This is a genomic window from Pseudonocardia parietis, assembly GCF_017876315.1.
Classification (GTDB): Bacteria; Actinomycetota; Actinomycetes; order Mycobacteriales; family Pseudonocardiaceae; genus Pseudonocardia; species Pseudonocardia parietis.
Genome location: NZ_JAGINU010000002.1, coordinates 51,286 through 65,167, shown reverse-complemented (window position 1 = coordinate 65,167; position 13,882 = coordinate 51,286). Strand labels below are relative to the sequence as shown.

General features: G+C 70.3%; 14 protein-coding genes and 2 pseudogenes. 11 read left to right on the top strand and 5 right to left on the bottom strand.

The features are described from left to right. Positions 1-20 precede the first annotated feature (20 nt). From fxlM to JOF36_RS34625, 4 genes and pseudogenes are all read left to right on the top strand, one after another. Positions 21-1,784 (top strand): methyltransferase, FxLD system, encoded by a 1,764-nt coding sequence (fxlM, locus tag JOF36_RS34640; protein ID WP_210036489.1) that lies wholly within the window; start codon positions 21-23, stop codon positions 1,782-1,784. Next, positions 1,756-2,067: a transposase gene (locus JOF36_RS34635; RefSeq protein ID WP_210026741.1), complete on the top strand. Its 312-nt coding sequence runs from the start codon at positions 1,756-1,758 to the stop codon at positions 2,065-2,067. The genes fxlM and JOF36_RS34635 overlap by 29 nt, the downstream gene beginning before the upstream one ends. Beyond that, on the top strand, positions 2,064-2,960 hold the full coding sequence (locus tag JOF36_RS34630) for an IS3 family transposase (RefSeq protein ID WP_112276250.1): 897 nt from the start codon (positions 2,064-2,066) through the stop codon (positions 2,958-2,960). The genes JOF36_RS34635 and JOF36_RS34630 overlap by 4 nt, the downstream gene beginning before the upstream one ends. A 674-nt stretch (positions 2,961-3,634) precedes the next feature. Continuing rightward, positions 3,635-3,858: pseudogene (locus JOF36_RS34625) on the top strand (IS1380 family transposase); the annotation flags it as partial. Positions 3,859-4,195: 337 nt separating this feature from the next. On the opposite strand, the pseudogene JOF36_RS34620 reads toward JOF36_RS34625, so the two are convergent. Then, positions 4,196-4,353: pseudogene (locus JOF36_RS34620) on the bottom strand (transposase); the annotation flags it as partial. Positions 4,354-4,539: 186 nt separating this feature from the next. Beyond that, positions 4,540-5,799, bottom strand: coding sequence for an FAD-dependent monooxygenase (locus JOF36_RS34615; protein WP_210036488.1), 1,260 nt, complete (start codon positions 5,797-5,799; stop codon positions 4,540-4,542). 1,381 nt (positions 5,800-7,180) lie between these two features. Between JOF36_RS34615 and JOF36_RS34610 the strand changes: the two genes are divergently transcribed. The 3 genes from JOF36_RS34610 (at position 7,181) to JOF36_RS34600 (ending at position 9,190) form a co-directional block, all read left to right on the top strand. Continuing rightward, entirely contained in the window at positions 7,181-7,699 is a 519-nt protein-coding gene (locus JOF36_RS34610; protein WP_210036487.1) for a class I SAM-dependent methyltransferase, read from the top strand. 373 nt (positions 7,700-8,072) lie between these two features. Then, positions 8,073-8,528 carry a sigma factor-like helix-turn-helix DNA-binding protein gene (locus JOF36_RS41500; protein WP_372447472.1) on the top strand — a complete coding sequence of 152 codons (456 nt, stop codon included), beginning with the start codon at positions 8,073-8,075 and terminating at the stop codon, positions 8,526-8,528. Next, entirely contained in the window at positions 8,525-9,190 is a 666-nt protein-coding gene (locus tag JOF36_RS34600; RefSeq protein ID WP_307862781.1) for a zf-HC2 domain-containing protein, read from the top strand. Before JOF36_RS41500 ends, JOF36_RS34600 begins: the two co-directional genes overlap by 4 nt. Positions 9,191-9,890: 700 nt before the next feature. On the opposite strand, the gene JOF36_RS34595 is transcribed toward JOF36_RS34600, so the two are convergent. From JOF36_RS34595 to JOF36_RS34585, 3 genes are all read right to left on the bottom strand, one after another. Further along, entirely contained in the window at positions 9,891-10,379 is a 489-nt protein-coding gene (locus tag JOF36_RS34595; RefSeq protein ID WP_307862780.1) for a type II toxin-antitoxin system VapC family toxin, read from the bottom strand. Further along, a complete protein-coding gene (locus JOF36_RS34590; protein ID WP_210036485.1) occupies positions 10,376-10,618 on the bottom strand; it encodes a type II toxin-antitoxin system CcdA family antitoxin in 243 nt (80 codons plus the stop codon). Before JOF36_RS34590 ends, JOF36_RS34595 begins: the two co-directional genes overlap by 4 nt. Before the next feature lie 703 nt (positions 10,619-11,321). After that, positions 11,322-11,564 carry a hypothetical protein gene (locus JOF36_RS34585; protein WP_210036484.1) on the bottom strand — a complete coding sequence of 81 codons (243 nt, stop codon included), beginning with the start codon at positions 11,562-11,564 and terminating at the stop codon, positions 11,322-11,324. Positions 11,565-11,871: 307 nt separating this feature from the next. On the opposite strand from JOF36_RS34585, the gene JOF36_RS34580 reads away from it, so the two are divergent. From JOF36_RS34580 to JOF36_RS41645, 4 genes are all read left to right on the top strand, one after another. Next, on the top strand, positions 11,872-12,339 hold the full coding sequence (locus JOF36_RS34580) for a DUF305 domain-containing protein (protein ID WP_210036483.1): 468 nt from the start codon (positions 11,872-11,874) through the stop codon (positions 12,337-12,339). Positions 12,340-12,842: 503 nt separating this feature from the next. Beyond that, positions 12,843-13,373 (top strand): hypothetical protein, encoded by a 531-nt coding sequence (locus JOF36_RS34575; protein ID WP_210036482.1) that lies wholly within the window; start codon positions 12,843-12,845, stop codon positions 13,371-13,373. Between the two features lie 98 nt (positions 13,374-13,471). Further along, positions 13,472-13,648 (top strand): hypothetical protein, encoded by a 177-nt coding sequence (locus JOF36_RS34570; protein WP_210036481.1) that lies wholly within the window; start codon positions 13,472-13,474, stop codon positions 13,646-13,648. After that, complete coding sequence (locus JOF36_RS41645) at positions 13,645-13,848, top strand: FDXHR family putative zinc-binding protein (RefSeq protein WP_443706282.1); 204 nt, start codon at positions 13,645-13,647, stop codon at positions 13,846-13,848. Before JOF36_RS34570 ends, JOF36_RS41645 begins: the two co-directional genes overlap by 4 nt. The last annotated feature ends 34 nt before the right edge of the window (positions 13,849-13,882 follow it).

Below are 13,882 nucleotides of genomic sequence, written 5' to 3'. Positions count from 1 at the left end.
CGAGAGGAGATTCCGCGCTGATGCTGCCGGACAGCTGGCACCACTACCTGGTCGAGTTCGCCGACCCGACCACGGCCGAGCACACCGCCGCGACCCTGCTCGTACCCGCTCTCGACCAGGCCCAACAGGACGGCGAACTCGACACGTGGTGGCACCTGCGCAAGACACCCGCCTGGCGGCTGCGTTACCAACCGGTCAACCCCGAGACGAAAGCGGTCGACACGCTGCTGTCCGACCTGGAGGCCGATGGGCATCTCGCGCGCTGGACTCGCGGCATCTACGAACCCGAAACCCTTGCCTTCGGTGGACCCGCCGCGATGGACATCGCGCACTCGCTGTTTCACCACGACAGTCGCCACTGCCTCGCCCGTGCCACGAAACCCGCTGCCTTGGGTCAGAGAGAGACCACCGTCCTGCTGTTCAGCTCGATGCTGCGCGCCGCCGGGCTGGACTGGTTCGAGCAGGGCGACGTCTGGGACAAGGTGGCTGCGCTCCGGCCCACCGCCCAACCCCACTCCAACAACTCTCCGCACACCGAGCGGTTGAGCCAAGCCGTGCGCCGACTGATGACCACCAACACGCACAAGGTCGCCGACGTCGCCCCCGACGTGGTTCCCGAGACCTGGTGGACAGCGTTCGACACGGCCGGCCGCCAACTCGCCGAACTCGCTCGCGCCGGACACCTCGAGCGGGGCCTGCGCGCCGTCCTGGCGCACCACTTCATCTTCCACGCCAACCGCGCCGGTCTCTCCGGCACCGACCAGGCCACCCTCGCCGCGCTGGCCGTCGACACCGTTTTTTACAGCACGCCTACCCGGCAGGCACCAGCCGGGACCACCTCCAACACCGTTAGGGTTCCCGCAATGACAACCACCGTCAGTGACGCTTCCACCGGCTCCGCCGACGAGCTGCGTACCAAGCTCGCCGACCGCCTCGTCAAGGACGGCACCGTCCGCACCGACGCTGTGGAGGCCGCGTTCCGGCAGGTGCCCCGACACCTGTTCCTGCCCGACGTCCCCCTGGTCGAGGCGTACGCCGACGAGCCCGTCTACACCAAACACGAGGGCGACGGCACCCGAATCAGCGCCGCGTCCCAGCCCAAGATCGTCGCCATGATGCTCGAACAGCTCGGCATCCAGCCCGGCGAACGGCTGCTCGAACTCGGCGCGGCCACCGGCTACAACGCCGCCCTGATGGCCACCCTCACCGGCGCCGACGGGCATGTCACCACGATCGACATCGACGAGGACCTCGTCGCCGGAGCACGCGAGCACCTGGCCGCAGCCAGCATCGACAACGTCGAGGCGGTCGCCGCCGACGGCGCACTCGGCCACCCAGAAACTGCGCCTTTCGACCGCGTCATCGCTACCGTCGGTGCCCACGAGGTCCCGGCTGCCTGGCTCGACCAGCTCACACCCGGCGGACGTCTGGTAGCTCCGGTGCGCCTGCGTGGTTGTGCCTCTCGCAGCATCGTCTTCGAACGCGACCAGGACGGCTGGCGCAGCCTGGGCAGCGAGATGGCGATCTTCATGCCGCTGCGTGGCCTTGGCGACGACGCTCGCCGCGTTCTGGACCTCACCGGCACCGGGGAGGTGACGCTGCAAATCCATAAGGACAACAACCACGCCACCGACCCGGACACCCTGACCGGCGTCTTCGACAGCCCTGCCTGCGAAGTGTGGACTGAGCTTCCCCCGCTTCGCCGGAGTCTTCGAAGACTGGTCCCATGGTTAGGGACTGGGAAGGAAGGCTCTGTTGGCAGCACCGAGGAAGTACCCCGATGAGCTGCGGGAACGGGCGGTCCGGCTGTATCGACAGTCCGAGCCGCGGCCGTCGTTCAAGCGGCTGGCCGAGCAACTCAACGTGCACCCCGAGGCCCTGCGGAACTGGGTCCGTCAGGCCGAGGCCGACGCCGGCGAACGGCATGACCGCCCAAGCACTGACATGGTCGAGGAGAACCGCAGGTTGGCCGCCGAGAACGCCGAGCTGCGGCGGGTCAACGAGGTCCTGCGCGCGGCGAGTGCGTATTTCGCCAGCGAGATCGGCCCGACCCGGAGGTGGTCATGAGCTTCATCGACGCCCATGGCTTCCCGGCCGGTCTCGTACTGCGGGTCCTGGGCATCCCCGCCTCGACCTACTACGACTGGCGGACCCGCCGCGAGTATCCCTCGCGCCGTGAGCTCGACGATGCCGCACTGCTCGAGCAGATCGTCAAAGTGCGCAGCGTGAACGAGTACGCCGCGACCTATGGCTCGCCGCGGGTGTGGCTGGAGCTGCGCCGCCAGGGCGTGCGGGTCGGGCGCAAGCGCATCGAGCGGATCATGCGCGCCCACGGCCTGCAGGGCGCGCATCTGCGTCGGGGTTGGAAGCACGGCTCGACCCGGCAGGATCCGAACCACACCGCCGCCCCGGATCGGGTCGAACGCAACTTCCGGGCCGACGCGCCGAACCGGCTTTGGGTGGCGGATCTGACGCGGCTGGTCACCGGGGAGGGTGTGCTGTGGCTGGCCAGCGTGCGGGATGCGTTCGCCAACCGGGTCGTCGGTTGGGCCACCGGTGAGCGGGCGACCACTGCGTTGGTGCTCACCGCCCTGGATCATGCGCTGCGCTCGCGTCAGGTGCGCTCCGGAGAGTTGATCTTCCACAGCGACAAGGGCGCCCAGTACACGGCGCTGCGATTCACCCAGCGCCTGGTCGACGCGGGTGTCGCGCCCTCGACAGGGTCCACAGGCGACAGTTACGACAACGCTTTGGCTGAGAACCTGTGGTCCACGCTCAAGATCGAGCTCGTGTACTGGCCGGGCACCACCTTCGCCACTCGTGCCGAGGCCGAGCACGCCCTGCTGCGCTACATCGACGGCTGGTACAACCCCCGCCGGATCCAGGCCGGGCTCGGCGGGCTCTCACCCGACGAGTACGAGGACGCCTACCATCGATCCCAGCGCGACGATCACAGATGACCCGGACTCCGGGAAACCGGGGGAACCTCAGAATCGAGGTGAAGCCCCGCGGTCAGCTGAAGCAAGACCTCATCTCGAACTACCGCGCCTGGGCGAAGCGCGTCGGCTCCGGCACCGCCACAGCCTGAGCAACATCTACGTCATCCGTGCTGCTGCCCTGGAGCGACGAATTGGGATCGGCCGCCGGTTGACGGAGTGGACTCGACGGTTGACAATGGCGAATGCATTGGCCAGCACGATTGCGGATCGTGCTGGCCGCGGCGGGACAGCCTGGGCGACACAGCGGTACCGGCGAAGGCCGGAGCCGAAATGGGCACCGCCCGTATCGTTGACCCTCGGCTCCTGGTGTGGTTGTCAGGCAAGAAGAAAGGCTGCGAGCAGTTCGATCGTGGCGTTCGCGGTGACGTGGACTAGATGTACTGACAGACCCTGGTTCGCTGGTCGACGCCGGCCGCAGCGCTACCGGTTCGGCCCCCTGACAGCGGCGCGCAGGCGAGGTGCGAATTCCCGGCCCGCCGACCAAATGACGCCAGTCTGGCTGGTGATAATTCGAGGTGCAGGTCCGGCCGGTCGACGCGTGCGTGTCTGCACATCAAGATCTCGTCGGTGCTCACCGGCCAGCGCCGAGTGGAGCGCCGCGTCCGAGACCTGGCTCTGCGCGTGCTGCCGCGGTGCTCCTGGCCCGCGCCGCCGGGCTGGGCGCACTCGACACGACCCCGCCCGGCGACGCTGCGGTGGTGGTCGACATCGACGCGACTCTGGTCGAGACCTACGGCCTCGACAAGTCCGGGGCTCGGCAGGTGATGCGCACCGGACGCCGCGGCTACCACCCCCTGCTCGCCGTGATGGCCGGGACCGGGACGTGCTGCACGCCCGGCTGCGCCGGGGCCGCACCGATCTACTTGAGAGGCCGCTCCCCGCGAGGCTGTGGGTGCCCCCCGACCACGCCCTCATGTGATCACGTCGCCTCCGCTGCTTTCCGGCGGGACAGACGCGCCGGGGCCGCAGCGCTCGGTCCGGTCCTCCGCGAGCAAACGTTCTGGGTGATCACCCGCGGGGTGAAGTGCTCAGACTGGTCAGGTCGCCGAACAGAGCACAGGCATCGCGTGAACCGATGCTTCTGCCGGCCGGCGACGGTCGGGGTCAAGTCCCGTGACGTGGTGTGTGACGGCTGACGCGTGATCTTGCTGGTTCAGGTGCTCAGCGCCGAGATCGTCGGCGCGGGTTCGGCCTCCTCACCGGTGTCCGGGGTGAGGGTCGGTGGCGGCGCGGGCTCGACTCAGGACGTCGAGCCCGAGGCAGCGGCGGCCATCGGTCCACTCGTCGTGCTGCTCGGCGAGGACATCCCGACGAGCCGGATGAGCGAGTCGCGGTCGGGGAAGACTCTCGCCACCGTGCGGCCTGACGAGCGTCTCGCCGTCCTACGCGCGGTCATGCGGACCTGAAACGGGCTGCAAGCAAACGCCATGTCCACTTTCACTGAGACGGGGCAAACCGCACTTCAAGCGCAGGTGGGCGGCGGCCTGGGGTGTGCGGGCAGTTCGTACAGCGGAGGTGGCCACCGAGCGCGTAAAGGTGATCAGCGGCGACCGGTGAGGACGCCGATCGGGTCGATCTCGCCGCGCCGTAGTGCTCGGTGTACTCGCCGGGCGGAGGTCAGCCGGCGCCGTACTCGGCGCACCGGTTCGATCTGGGTGGCCTCGTGCAGCCGCCGGTGCAGCGGGCCCTGGTCACCGCGGCGATCGAGGAGAGACCAGGAGAAGTCGATCGCGTCGGCGCCCTCGAGTCGCTGCGGCACCTCCTCGAACCACCGCATGCTGCGCCGCGCCATGTCCTGGGTCGGTGCCAGCGCGGTCCGCCGGCGGGCGTCGTACCCGGCGAGCGCCGCATCGACGTCCGCCGTCCTCCCGGTCGTGCCGTCCGGATAGAGCTCCTCGGCCAGCACGATCGCGTCGGCCACCGCGAGCACCGTGCCGGAGCCGATCGCGAAGTGTGTGGTGTGCGCGGCGTCGCCGGCCAGCACGACGTGCCCGGACCGCCACGAGGTGTTGCGGATCTCGCGGAACTCCAGCCACGGCGAGGCGCCCGTCCCGGGCGGGGCGATCAGCGAGTGTCCCTCCAGCGACCGGGCGAAGATCGTCTCCAGCAGCCGCATTCCCTCGTCGGCGGACAACCGGTCCAGGCCGAGACCGGCCCAGGTCTGCGGGGTGCACTCCACGATGCAGGTGCTGACGCAGTCCGCGGCGGGGTAGGCGTGGAACCAGATCCAGCCGGCCTCGGTGCGCTCGAAGGCGAAGGTGAACGCCTCGAACGTCTTCGATGTGCCGAACCAGGCGTAGCGGTTGGTGCCGTGGGTGAGCCGGGTGCCGAACTCCGCGGTGCGGGCGTCGCGCACGGCGCTGTTGATCCCGTCCGCTGCGACGACGACGTCGGCGTCCGCGGTCAGCGGATCGGCCGCGAGATCGCCGTCGGGGGCGGCCTCGGTGTCGAACCGCAGGTCGACTCCCACCTGCCGGGCCCGGACGGTGAGCGCCTCGAGCAGCCGGGCGCGCCCGATCGAGTAGCCGTAGCGGCCGCCGAGGTGCACGGTCTCGCCGGCGACCTCGACGACCTGGTCGCCCCAGACGTGCGCGGCGGCTCGGACGCCGTCCGCGCCCACCGGGTCGGTGCGGTACAGCTCGTCAAGGATGTCCTCGCCGAGGGTCACGGCGAACCCGGAAGCCTCCCCTGGCGGGTTGCGCTCGGCGACGACGACTTCGTCCCGGCCGTCCGAGCGCAACCGGGCCAGGATGGCCAGGTACAGACCTGCCGGACCGCCACCGATGCACACGATCTTCACGGAGCGCGCCTTCCCTGCCGGTCCCGACCACAATTCGGCGCGCGGGTAGGGGGCGGACCGGACATTGTGCCGATTGTCGGCAGGTTTTCAAGGCGATGGAGATCGATCGGCCGACGCTCCCGGTGACACGGGCTCGAGAGGTGTCCGATCCCCGGGCAGCCCGACACAGCTAGGTGCGCGTCGAGCAGCGAGAGAACATGTCCGCCCGGTTGCTCGCCGCCATGCTGTAGAGCAGGGATGTCGTTGATCTCGTCGAGAGGCTGGCGATGATCAGTGACGACGTCGTGTTGGACATGCGCCGTGTGTGTCGGGCGAGGGCTTGGGGTGGCGTGTGGCATGCGATGCCCTTCGGGTTGGGCCGGCCTGGTGCCGCATCGAATCGGGATTCCGGTGCAGATGAGTCCGGACGTGATGTCCTGCGAACCAGCCTCGTCAGCCGGTCACGGACGGGGATCGATCGAATCCGGAGCCCGGGCCGGGTCAGTTCCGATCGACGCAGAGCACGGCGACTGGTGCCAGCACCGCCGCCGGAGGCACCGGGTTCGATGCCGGGGCGGGCAGGACAGGCTGCTCGACCTGGTCCGGCCTGAAGCACGTGGAGAGGAGAGCGGGGCCGCTGTCACGTGGGGCATCGACCCCGCGGACCGCGGGGTCGACAGCAGTGTCTCGTCCTGCCGGGGCGTGATGGCAGGGACGGTCGGGGGTGCACAGACCAGTCACGGCCGGTGAACCTGACGGATCCCCGTTTGCCGGAACACTGGCGTTGCCCTCAGCGTCGAGAGGCGCGTCGGGCAGGCATCCGGGACATCCCCCGGTCTCCTGGACCAGCGCCGTGACGGCGGCGACGCTCGCAACCGGTTGCTCCGGAGTGATGGTGTGGCAGGCCAGAACGGGTCCGAACGCGGTGTGCACGAACACGGCGATCAGCAGGAGGACGAACGGGGCTGCGGGGCGATGCATCGCGGTACGCACCGTCGCCGTCCCTCCCTCTCGACCGGGGCCCGTTCCGGACTTGCTGACTCTAACCACAGCATTGCCACGCCGCCCCGGAGGCGGACGGATGATGCGGTCAGCCTCGCAGGGCAGGTCGCAAGCCCTGGGCGTACTCACTGGGTGAACGCCTTCCAGTGGCCCAGGCAACCCGTCCCCCGACGCCGCGATCACGCCCAGCCGCGCCGGTCATCCCGCGCGCCCGTGTCCGACAGAATTTCCGGTCAGGGTGATCCCTGACGGCATCGGCGGCCGGGGATGGTGAGCTGCATTGATGGATGCTGACGCTGACCGACCGCACGCTGACGTTGGTCCGACCGGGCTGAGGCGAGCCCTCGACGCGGCCTTCGGGCATCCCCGTGGCCTGGCTGGGCGGCTCGGTGGAGCGGTGATGGCCTGGGGGAACCGTCGGCAGGAACGATGGGCCGTCGACCGGGCGAAGCTGCGGCCCGATCACCAAGTCATCGTGGTGGGTTGCGGGCCCGGGGTCGGGCTGGCGCTGGCTGCAGGGCTGATCGTCCCCAGCGGTTTCGTGCGGGGGGTGGATCCGTCAGCCACGATGCGGGCGATGGCCACCCGCCGCTGCGCGGGGCCGATCGCTATGGGCGCGCTCGAGATCGGTGACGGGACGGCCGAGCGCACCGGCTGTGCGGACCAGTCGATGGATGTGGCGATCTCGGTCAACAACGTCATGCTCTGGGACCAGTCGCTCGGGTTCGCTGAGCTGTTCCGTGTGTTGCGTCCGGGCGGGTTGCTGGTGCTTACCGTGCATCGCCATGTGCTGGCCGAACCTGCCCATAGCCTGCGTGTCCGGTCTGCGGAAGTCGGGTTTGTCGATGTGGCGCTCACCGAATGTCCACGCCGGGGGACCAGCCCCGCCGTCGAGCTGACCGCTCACCGCCCGCGCTGATCTGTGACTGCCGTCCAGAGCAGCAGGTCGGCCTCCGGGGACGGGTGGAGCGCCGACAGCCCGGTCGACACGTGTCGTCTCGACGAGTCCCGGCGAGCATTCAGCGACAGCTATTGCCGTGCGAGCCCTCTCGTGTCGCGCTCGCACGATTCTGCAGAGCTCGACTCGTGCATCCGAGGAGGCAACGCAGGACGGCACGCCCCTGCTCGGAACCCACGGCGGTCACCACCGCAGCCCACGGGCCTGCGGTGGGGTGCTGGCGCCGACCGGCAGCTGATCGAGACACAGTCACATCTCCAAAGACGTACGGCAGGACACCCCCAAAGTATAATACCCCCTCAGGGTATTGAACAGGCGTGGTGTCGCTGATGTTGTGCCCGCGGCGTGGGTCGAAGCCCGATCCTCCGCTGGCCAAGGGTGCGGTGGTCCGATCACGGGTACTGCCGAGACCCGTTGGCTCCAGCCTTATCGGCTCCGCGCAGAACCTGGTAGGACGTGTCGCCGCGGAATCGCGGAGCGTGGTGATCGACGAGATCCGCCGGATCACCGCACGGCCCTGGCGGCGTGCCCTCACCGACGATCCCGAGTCCACTCCGGACGCGGTCGGTCCGGCCGACGACGCTGTGATCGACACCTGGCTGGTCGAGGAGGCACTGCGCCGGCTCCGCCCGAGCATCGGCAGGCGATCGTGGAGGCCTACCTGCGGCAGCGCCCGCATGCCGAGATCGCGGCCGAGGCGGGCATGCCGCTCGGGACGATCCGCAGGCTGGGTCTTCTGCGGGCTGAAGGCGCTGCGCCTGACGATGGACGAGATGGGGTGCAACTGTGACGCCGGACGAGCACCGGACCATGCGGGAGTCGCTCGGTGACTACGCGATCGGGCGCCTGCCGGACGGCGAGGCCGCCGCCGTGCGGGCGCACCTGGACGGCTGTGCGGCCTGCCGCGCCGAGCTGGCCAAAGTCTCGTCGGTGCTGCCCGCGCTGGGCGGGGTGGATCCCGAGCACCTGGACCGCACACCCGTACCACCGGCCGACCTGGGCGAGCGGATCGTGGCGGCGGCGCGCGCGGAGCGCCGGCCGGCTCCGCGCCGACGGCTCCCGACGAGCGTCGCCGCGGCCGCGGCGGCCGTCGCGCTCGTGGTCGGCGGGGTGGCCGGCTACGCGGTGGGCGACTACGACGGGATCCCCCGCGAGCCGGTCGCCGTGCAGGCGAGCGCCCCGGAAATCCGGGCGAGCGCGGTCGCGATCCCGCACACCTGGGGGATGGAGATCGTGCTGGACGCCGACGGGTTCCGGCCCGGGGCGACCTACCGCGTCGTCGTCGAGGCCACCGACGGCCGGGAGGTCGACGCGGGCGCGTTCATCGGGACCGGTGCGGCCCCGATGGTCTGCAACCTCAACTCCTCGGTGCTCCGGCCGGACGCCTCCGGGTTCAAGGTGCTGGACACGGCCGGGTCGACCGTGCTCCGCGGGGATCTCACGCCGGCCTGAGCCGGGTCGGCCGCAGAGCCACTCGGGACAGGACCGTCACGCCGCGCGAGCGTGGACCCCGCGGGCAACCGGTCGGCCTGCTGCTCGCCGCCGTGGCAGTCGTGGCCATCGCGGGCGGCTGAAGGATCGTGAAATCAGCGGCATGGAGCTGCACCATCAACTGTCGGCGCGACGACGCGCAGCACGCGGCGCCCGACCGGATGTCGTGCATGCTGGTAGCCGTCGAGGATCTGGTCGTCGGCATGGTGGAGGCCCATGGCCAGCGAGGTCGGCGGCGCGCCTGGTGTTGAGCCCTTGGCTCAGCACGGCTGAGGGGTGAGTGCACGTGGGCGGCGTCGCCGGCGAGTAGCACGGGTCCGGCGCGGCAACCGGCCACCCAATCCAGATCATCGGCGAAGCCGCCCTGGGTCCGCCGAGCTGATATTTCGCGGGCCGGGCCGGGACTCGGGTGCGTGTGCTCGTCGAAGCGCCGCCCGGCCTGTCTGCGGTGCACCGCAGCGGCCACCAGGTGCGCATCTACGGCACCAGCGCCGAGGCTCGACCCCGTCCTGCAGGATCCATCGGGTCGACGTAATCCCTGTTCACAACGTTCGCCACGTCCGGCCCCTGCCTGTGGTCGGCGGTGTGATTTGCTGCGGGTCCACCGCCATCTGAGCCACGGGAAGTCCAGGCTTCATGCACGGCTCTAATCCCGTGTGTGTCAGCGATCGTCGGCGGCGACGATGGCCTCAGCGCGGTCGGTGGCACGGGCCAAGCGGTGATCGGTAGTCACGACCACTGTGTCGAGTTGGCTGGCCAACTCCACATAGAGTGCGTCCAGCAGACGCAGACGCCCGCGCCGGGCCCACGCCCCGGGCAGCAAGGCGGCCAACGGGTGGCGCGTGAGCGGCATCGCGGCCACCGCGGCCACCGCCGCGTCCACCTCCTCAACGGTCAGCTCACCGGCGCGCTGGAGCCGGCCAAGCGCCGAGAGCACTTCGGCCTCACAGTGCGCCGGGGCGTGTAGCACGGTGCCCGACAGCCGCCGCGCGACAGCGGCGGCCAGCTCGGTACCGGCCAGCAGATCCACCACCACCGAAGCATCGACCACCACCATCCGATCGGCGACGGCCCGACCCCGCGACGCCGCCGACCCCGCCGGCGGACCTGTCGCGGACGCAGGCAGGCTCGCTTGCTCGGGCACGCTCACTCGCGAGCCCCCTGCTCGGGATCGGCCTCGAACTCGGCGCGGGCGGCGTCGAGCGCGGCCACCGCCGTCGCGTGGGCGACCGGTCGCCGCGGTGCCGGCAACTCGGCCAGCCACGTGTCGGTGGCCTGCCGGTCGAGCTCGGCGGCCAAGGCCTGCTGGGTCAACGCCGACACATTCAACGACTGTGCCCGTGCCCGAGCGGCCAACTCGTCCGGAACCCACACATTCAACCGAGCCATACACACACAATACACAACCGGTGCGCAGGAGAACCCGGCGTCCCTGCGCTCCGGGTTGACGATCGCCCCGCTATGGATGTTGACCGCCGCTGACGGTGTCGACGACGGCGTCAGCGAGCATGCAGGCCAAAATCAGACAATTCGGTCGGTGGTGATTGGCACGGTGGCGGCCTGATCGTGGCGGCGCCGATGTAGCTGCGGCTGCTCGTGCGCTGGTCGGCGAGGATCGGCGTGCGCCGATACCGGATCGGCGCCACCGCACTGTCCGACCGATCCATTGATGACGCTCAGGTCATCAAAACCCGCGCCGCCGCCGACCTGCCCGGGATCTGGTCCGGGCACAGCCTGCGCCGCGGCTTCGCCAGGCCTACGCCGCCGGAGTCGACGAACTGGCCATCATGCGCCACGGCCGCTGGCGCTCCGCCGCGGTCATGCGCACCTACATCGCCGAAGCCGACCGCCACCGGGCCCACAGTCTCACATCACCGCCCTCGGCCTCGGCGACCCCACCACGCCCGCCCCCCACCGCGCCGGACCCGGCCTCCACAGCACGAGAGACCCTCGCCGCACCTCGATCCGGCGAACGTCCTCCGACCGCGCCCGCCGCCCCACACGCGGTACCCCGGGCTGTCCGGTCAGCGGTCAGCGGTCTGCTGGCGCGCCATCTCCGCGCGATCCGGACAGGCAGCAGCAGCTGTCCTGGTCAACGAAGGTGATGCGCGGTGGCCAGGGCGTCGGCGAGCAGCTGCCGCAACCCGGTCGCGGCGATCACCGACGAGACACCGACGCGGACACGGGTCGCGATCAGCGCGTTGAGGCCCTTCACATCGCTGTAGTCACGCCCGGCGCCCTGCTCGGCGTCACCGAAGGTCTGCCCGACGGTGCCGTCGAGGTCACCGAACGCGAGCTGTCCGGAGCGGTCCAAGGTCGGGGTCGCCGTGACCACACGAGCCAGCAGCCGGGCTGCGACGGCATTGGGCTGGCGGACATGGCCGTAGCGCCCACGCCCGGCCCGGTGCGAACTGCCTCACTCGACAAGAATACCCTTAGGGGGTATAGGTGTAGAGGTCATTTTCGCTTATAGCAATCGAGAGCAGGAGGGAAACCATGATCCACGTTGGTCGTGGCGCGGCTGCGTCCGTCCTCGCCTGGGGTTAGCAGGTATCACGGCCTGCGCCCCGGGCCAGCCCGCGCCGCCGCAGACCCCGCCACCACCGTCGGCCGCCAGCGCGCCCGCCCAGCCCGCCACCGCGGTGAGCCCGGAGCACAACCAGGCTGATGTGCAGTTCGTGAAGATGATGGTTCCGCACCACCAGCAAGCGCTGCGCATGGCCGAGATCGTGCTGGCCAAGCCGGACCTGAACCCGCAGGTGCGCCAGATGACCGAGAAGATCCAACGCGAGCAGGGCCCGGAGATCGAGAAGATGCAATCCTGGCTGGCCGCCTGGAACGCCGGCCCGGCGATGTCGCTGGAGCAGGCACAGGGCATGCAGGGACTGCTCTCCCCCGACGACCTCGCCCAGCTCGAGCGCGCCGACGGCGCGACCGCCTCCACGCTCCTGCTGCAGCAGATGATCGTCCACCACCAGGGTGCGGTGTCGATGGCCCAGCCCGAGATCCAAAACGGCACGAACCCCCAGGCCACCGAGCTCGCACAGTCGATCGTGCAATCCCAGCAACAGCAGATCCAGCAGATGCAAACGATGCTCGACCGCCTGTAAGCCCCGACGCCAGGCCGCTGCCGGCATCGCCCCCGGGCGTCGACAGCTCCCATCAGGCGTCCGGGGAACAGGGCAAGCCACACCGGCGCCGGATAGCTCGCGGGTCCGGCCGTTGTCCTGACGACGATCAGTGATCGGGCACGGCCTCGGTCGGCAGGCCGAGGCCGTGCACGGCGGGGACGGCGAAGATGCCGCCGCCCGCCGACGAGCCCCGCCAAGGCGCCGATGATCGCCCTGAACACCCCGGCGAGCACGGCGACCGTCAGCATCTGCGGTCGCTCCGCATGGGCAGCGCCGCGAAGGTCTCGGCCGGGGTGGGCCTCCACGGCGGCCCGGTTCGGTCCGGGAGCGGCCCCGGGTCTGCATCGGCGGGCGTAGGTCCCCCGTGGTCGGTCGCGGTGCACCGCACGAGGCAATCGCCGACGGATTCGCCGCCGACCGATCCAGTGCTGGTTGTCCCGGCGTCATCATCGGGGTGGCCCTACATCGAACAGGAGATCGCCATGACGACCACTGGGCCCCCGGCATCCTCGCCGACCCGCCGTCCGGCCGCATCGGATCGACTCGGTCCGCTGCGCGGCGTCCAGCGTGGACTGGTCACCTGGCTGGCCGCCTACAGCGTCGCAGCACTGCGGGTCAGCCTGGGACTGGTCATCACCGGGTTCGGCGCCCTGAAGTTCATCCCCGGCGCCTCCCCGGCCGAAGCGCTGGCAGCCCGGACCGCCGAGGCGCTGACCTTCGGCCTGGTCGGCGGCACCACCGCGGTCGTGGCCACCGCGGTCGTGGAGACCGTGATCGGGCTGAGCCTGCTGACCGGGCGGCTGCTCAAGGCCGCGATGGTGGGGATGGTCGGCTGGCTGATCGGGATCCTGTCGCCGGTCGTTCTGTTCCCCGCCGAGATGTTCCCGGGTGGGCTGCCCACCCTGGCCGCCCAATACGTGCTCAAGGACATCATCCTGGTCGCCGCGGCCCTGGTCGTCACCGCCAACGTACTGGGCGCCCGGTTCGTGGCCCCGCCGCGCCGCACGGCATGACAGGTCGCGACACGTCCAGGCGCCCGGACACCACACAATCTTCGGCGTGAGGGAGGAACCGGCCGGCGCCGAGCCCGGCGAGGATGAGGCTGCCGACGATGAGGCGGACCCTGGCGTCCAGCGCCCAGCCAGGCGCGGCGACCGCGGACGACCTCGCCGCCGGCCGCGGCGCGGAGCGGCGCAACGCTGCCTTCGAGGACCTGCGCGCGGTCGACGACGACCAGCGGCGCGGCGGAAACACCCGCGGGGGTGTGGCAGGATTGTCGGCCTGGTGAGCAACATTGTCCGGATCACGTGCTGTGGTCAAAGCTGGGTCGGGCCGGACCGCGCGCACTGCTGTCGCCGCCATGGCGGCTGTGGGCACGTGTTCGACGACCCCGACTTGTGGGATGCCCACCGCGCCGGTGACGTGTGTCGGGATCCACGCCAGCTGAGGCTGGTGCAGACCAAGAACGGAATCTGGGTTCGTGGCTGACACCACCCGGCGCCGCCTCGGGTGCCTGCTATGT

Coding starts and splice junctions, on each gene's coding strand:
- JOF36_RS34570 (WP_210036481.1), top strand. CDS start 13,472: ATGAGGCGGACCCTGGCGTCCAGCGCCCAGCCAGGCGCGGCGACCGCG.
- JOF36_RS34610 (WP_210036487.1), top strand. CDS start 7,181: ATGGCCTGGGGGAACCGTCGGCAGGAACGATGGGCCGTCGACCGGGCG.
- fxlM (WP_210036489.1), top strand. CDS start 21: ATGCTGCCGGACAGCTGGCACCACTACCTGGTCGAGTTCGCCGACCCG.
- JOF36_RS34575 (WP_210036482.1), top strand. CDS start 12,843: ATGACGACCACTGGGCCCCCGGCATCCTCGCCGACCCGCCGTCCGGCC.
- JOF36_RS34630 (WP_112276250.1), top strand. CDS start 2,064: ATGAGCTTCATCGACGCCCATGGCTTCCCGGCCGGTCTCGTACTGCGG.
- JOF36_RS34590 (WP_210036485.1), bottom strand. CDS start 10,618: ATGGCTCGGTTGAATGTGTGGGTTCCGGACGAGTTGGCCGCTCGGGCA.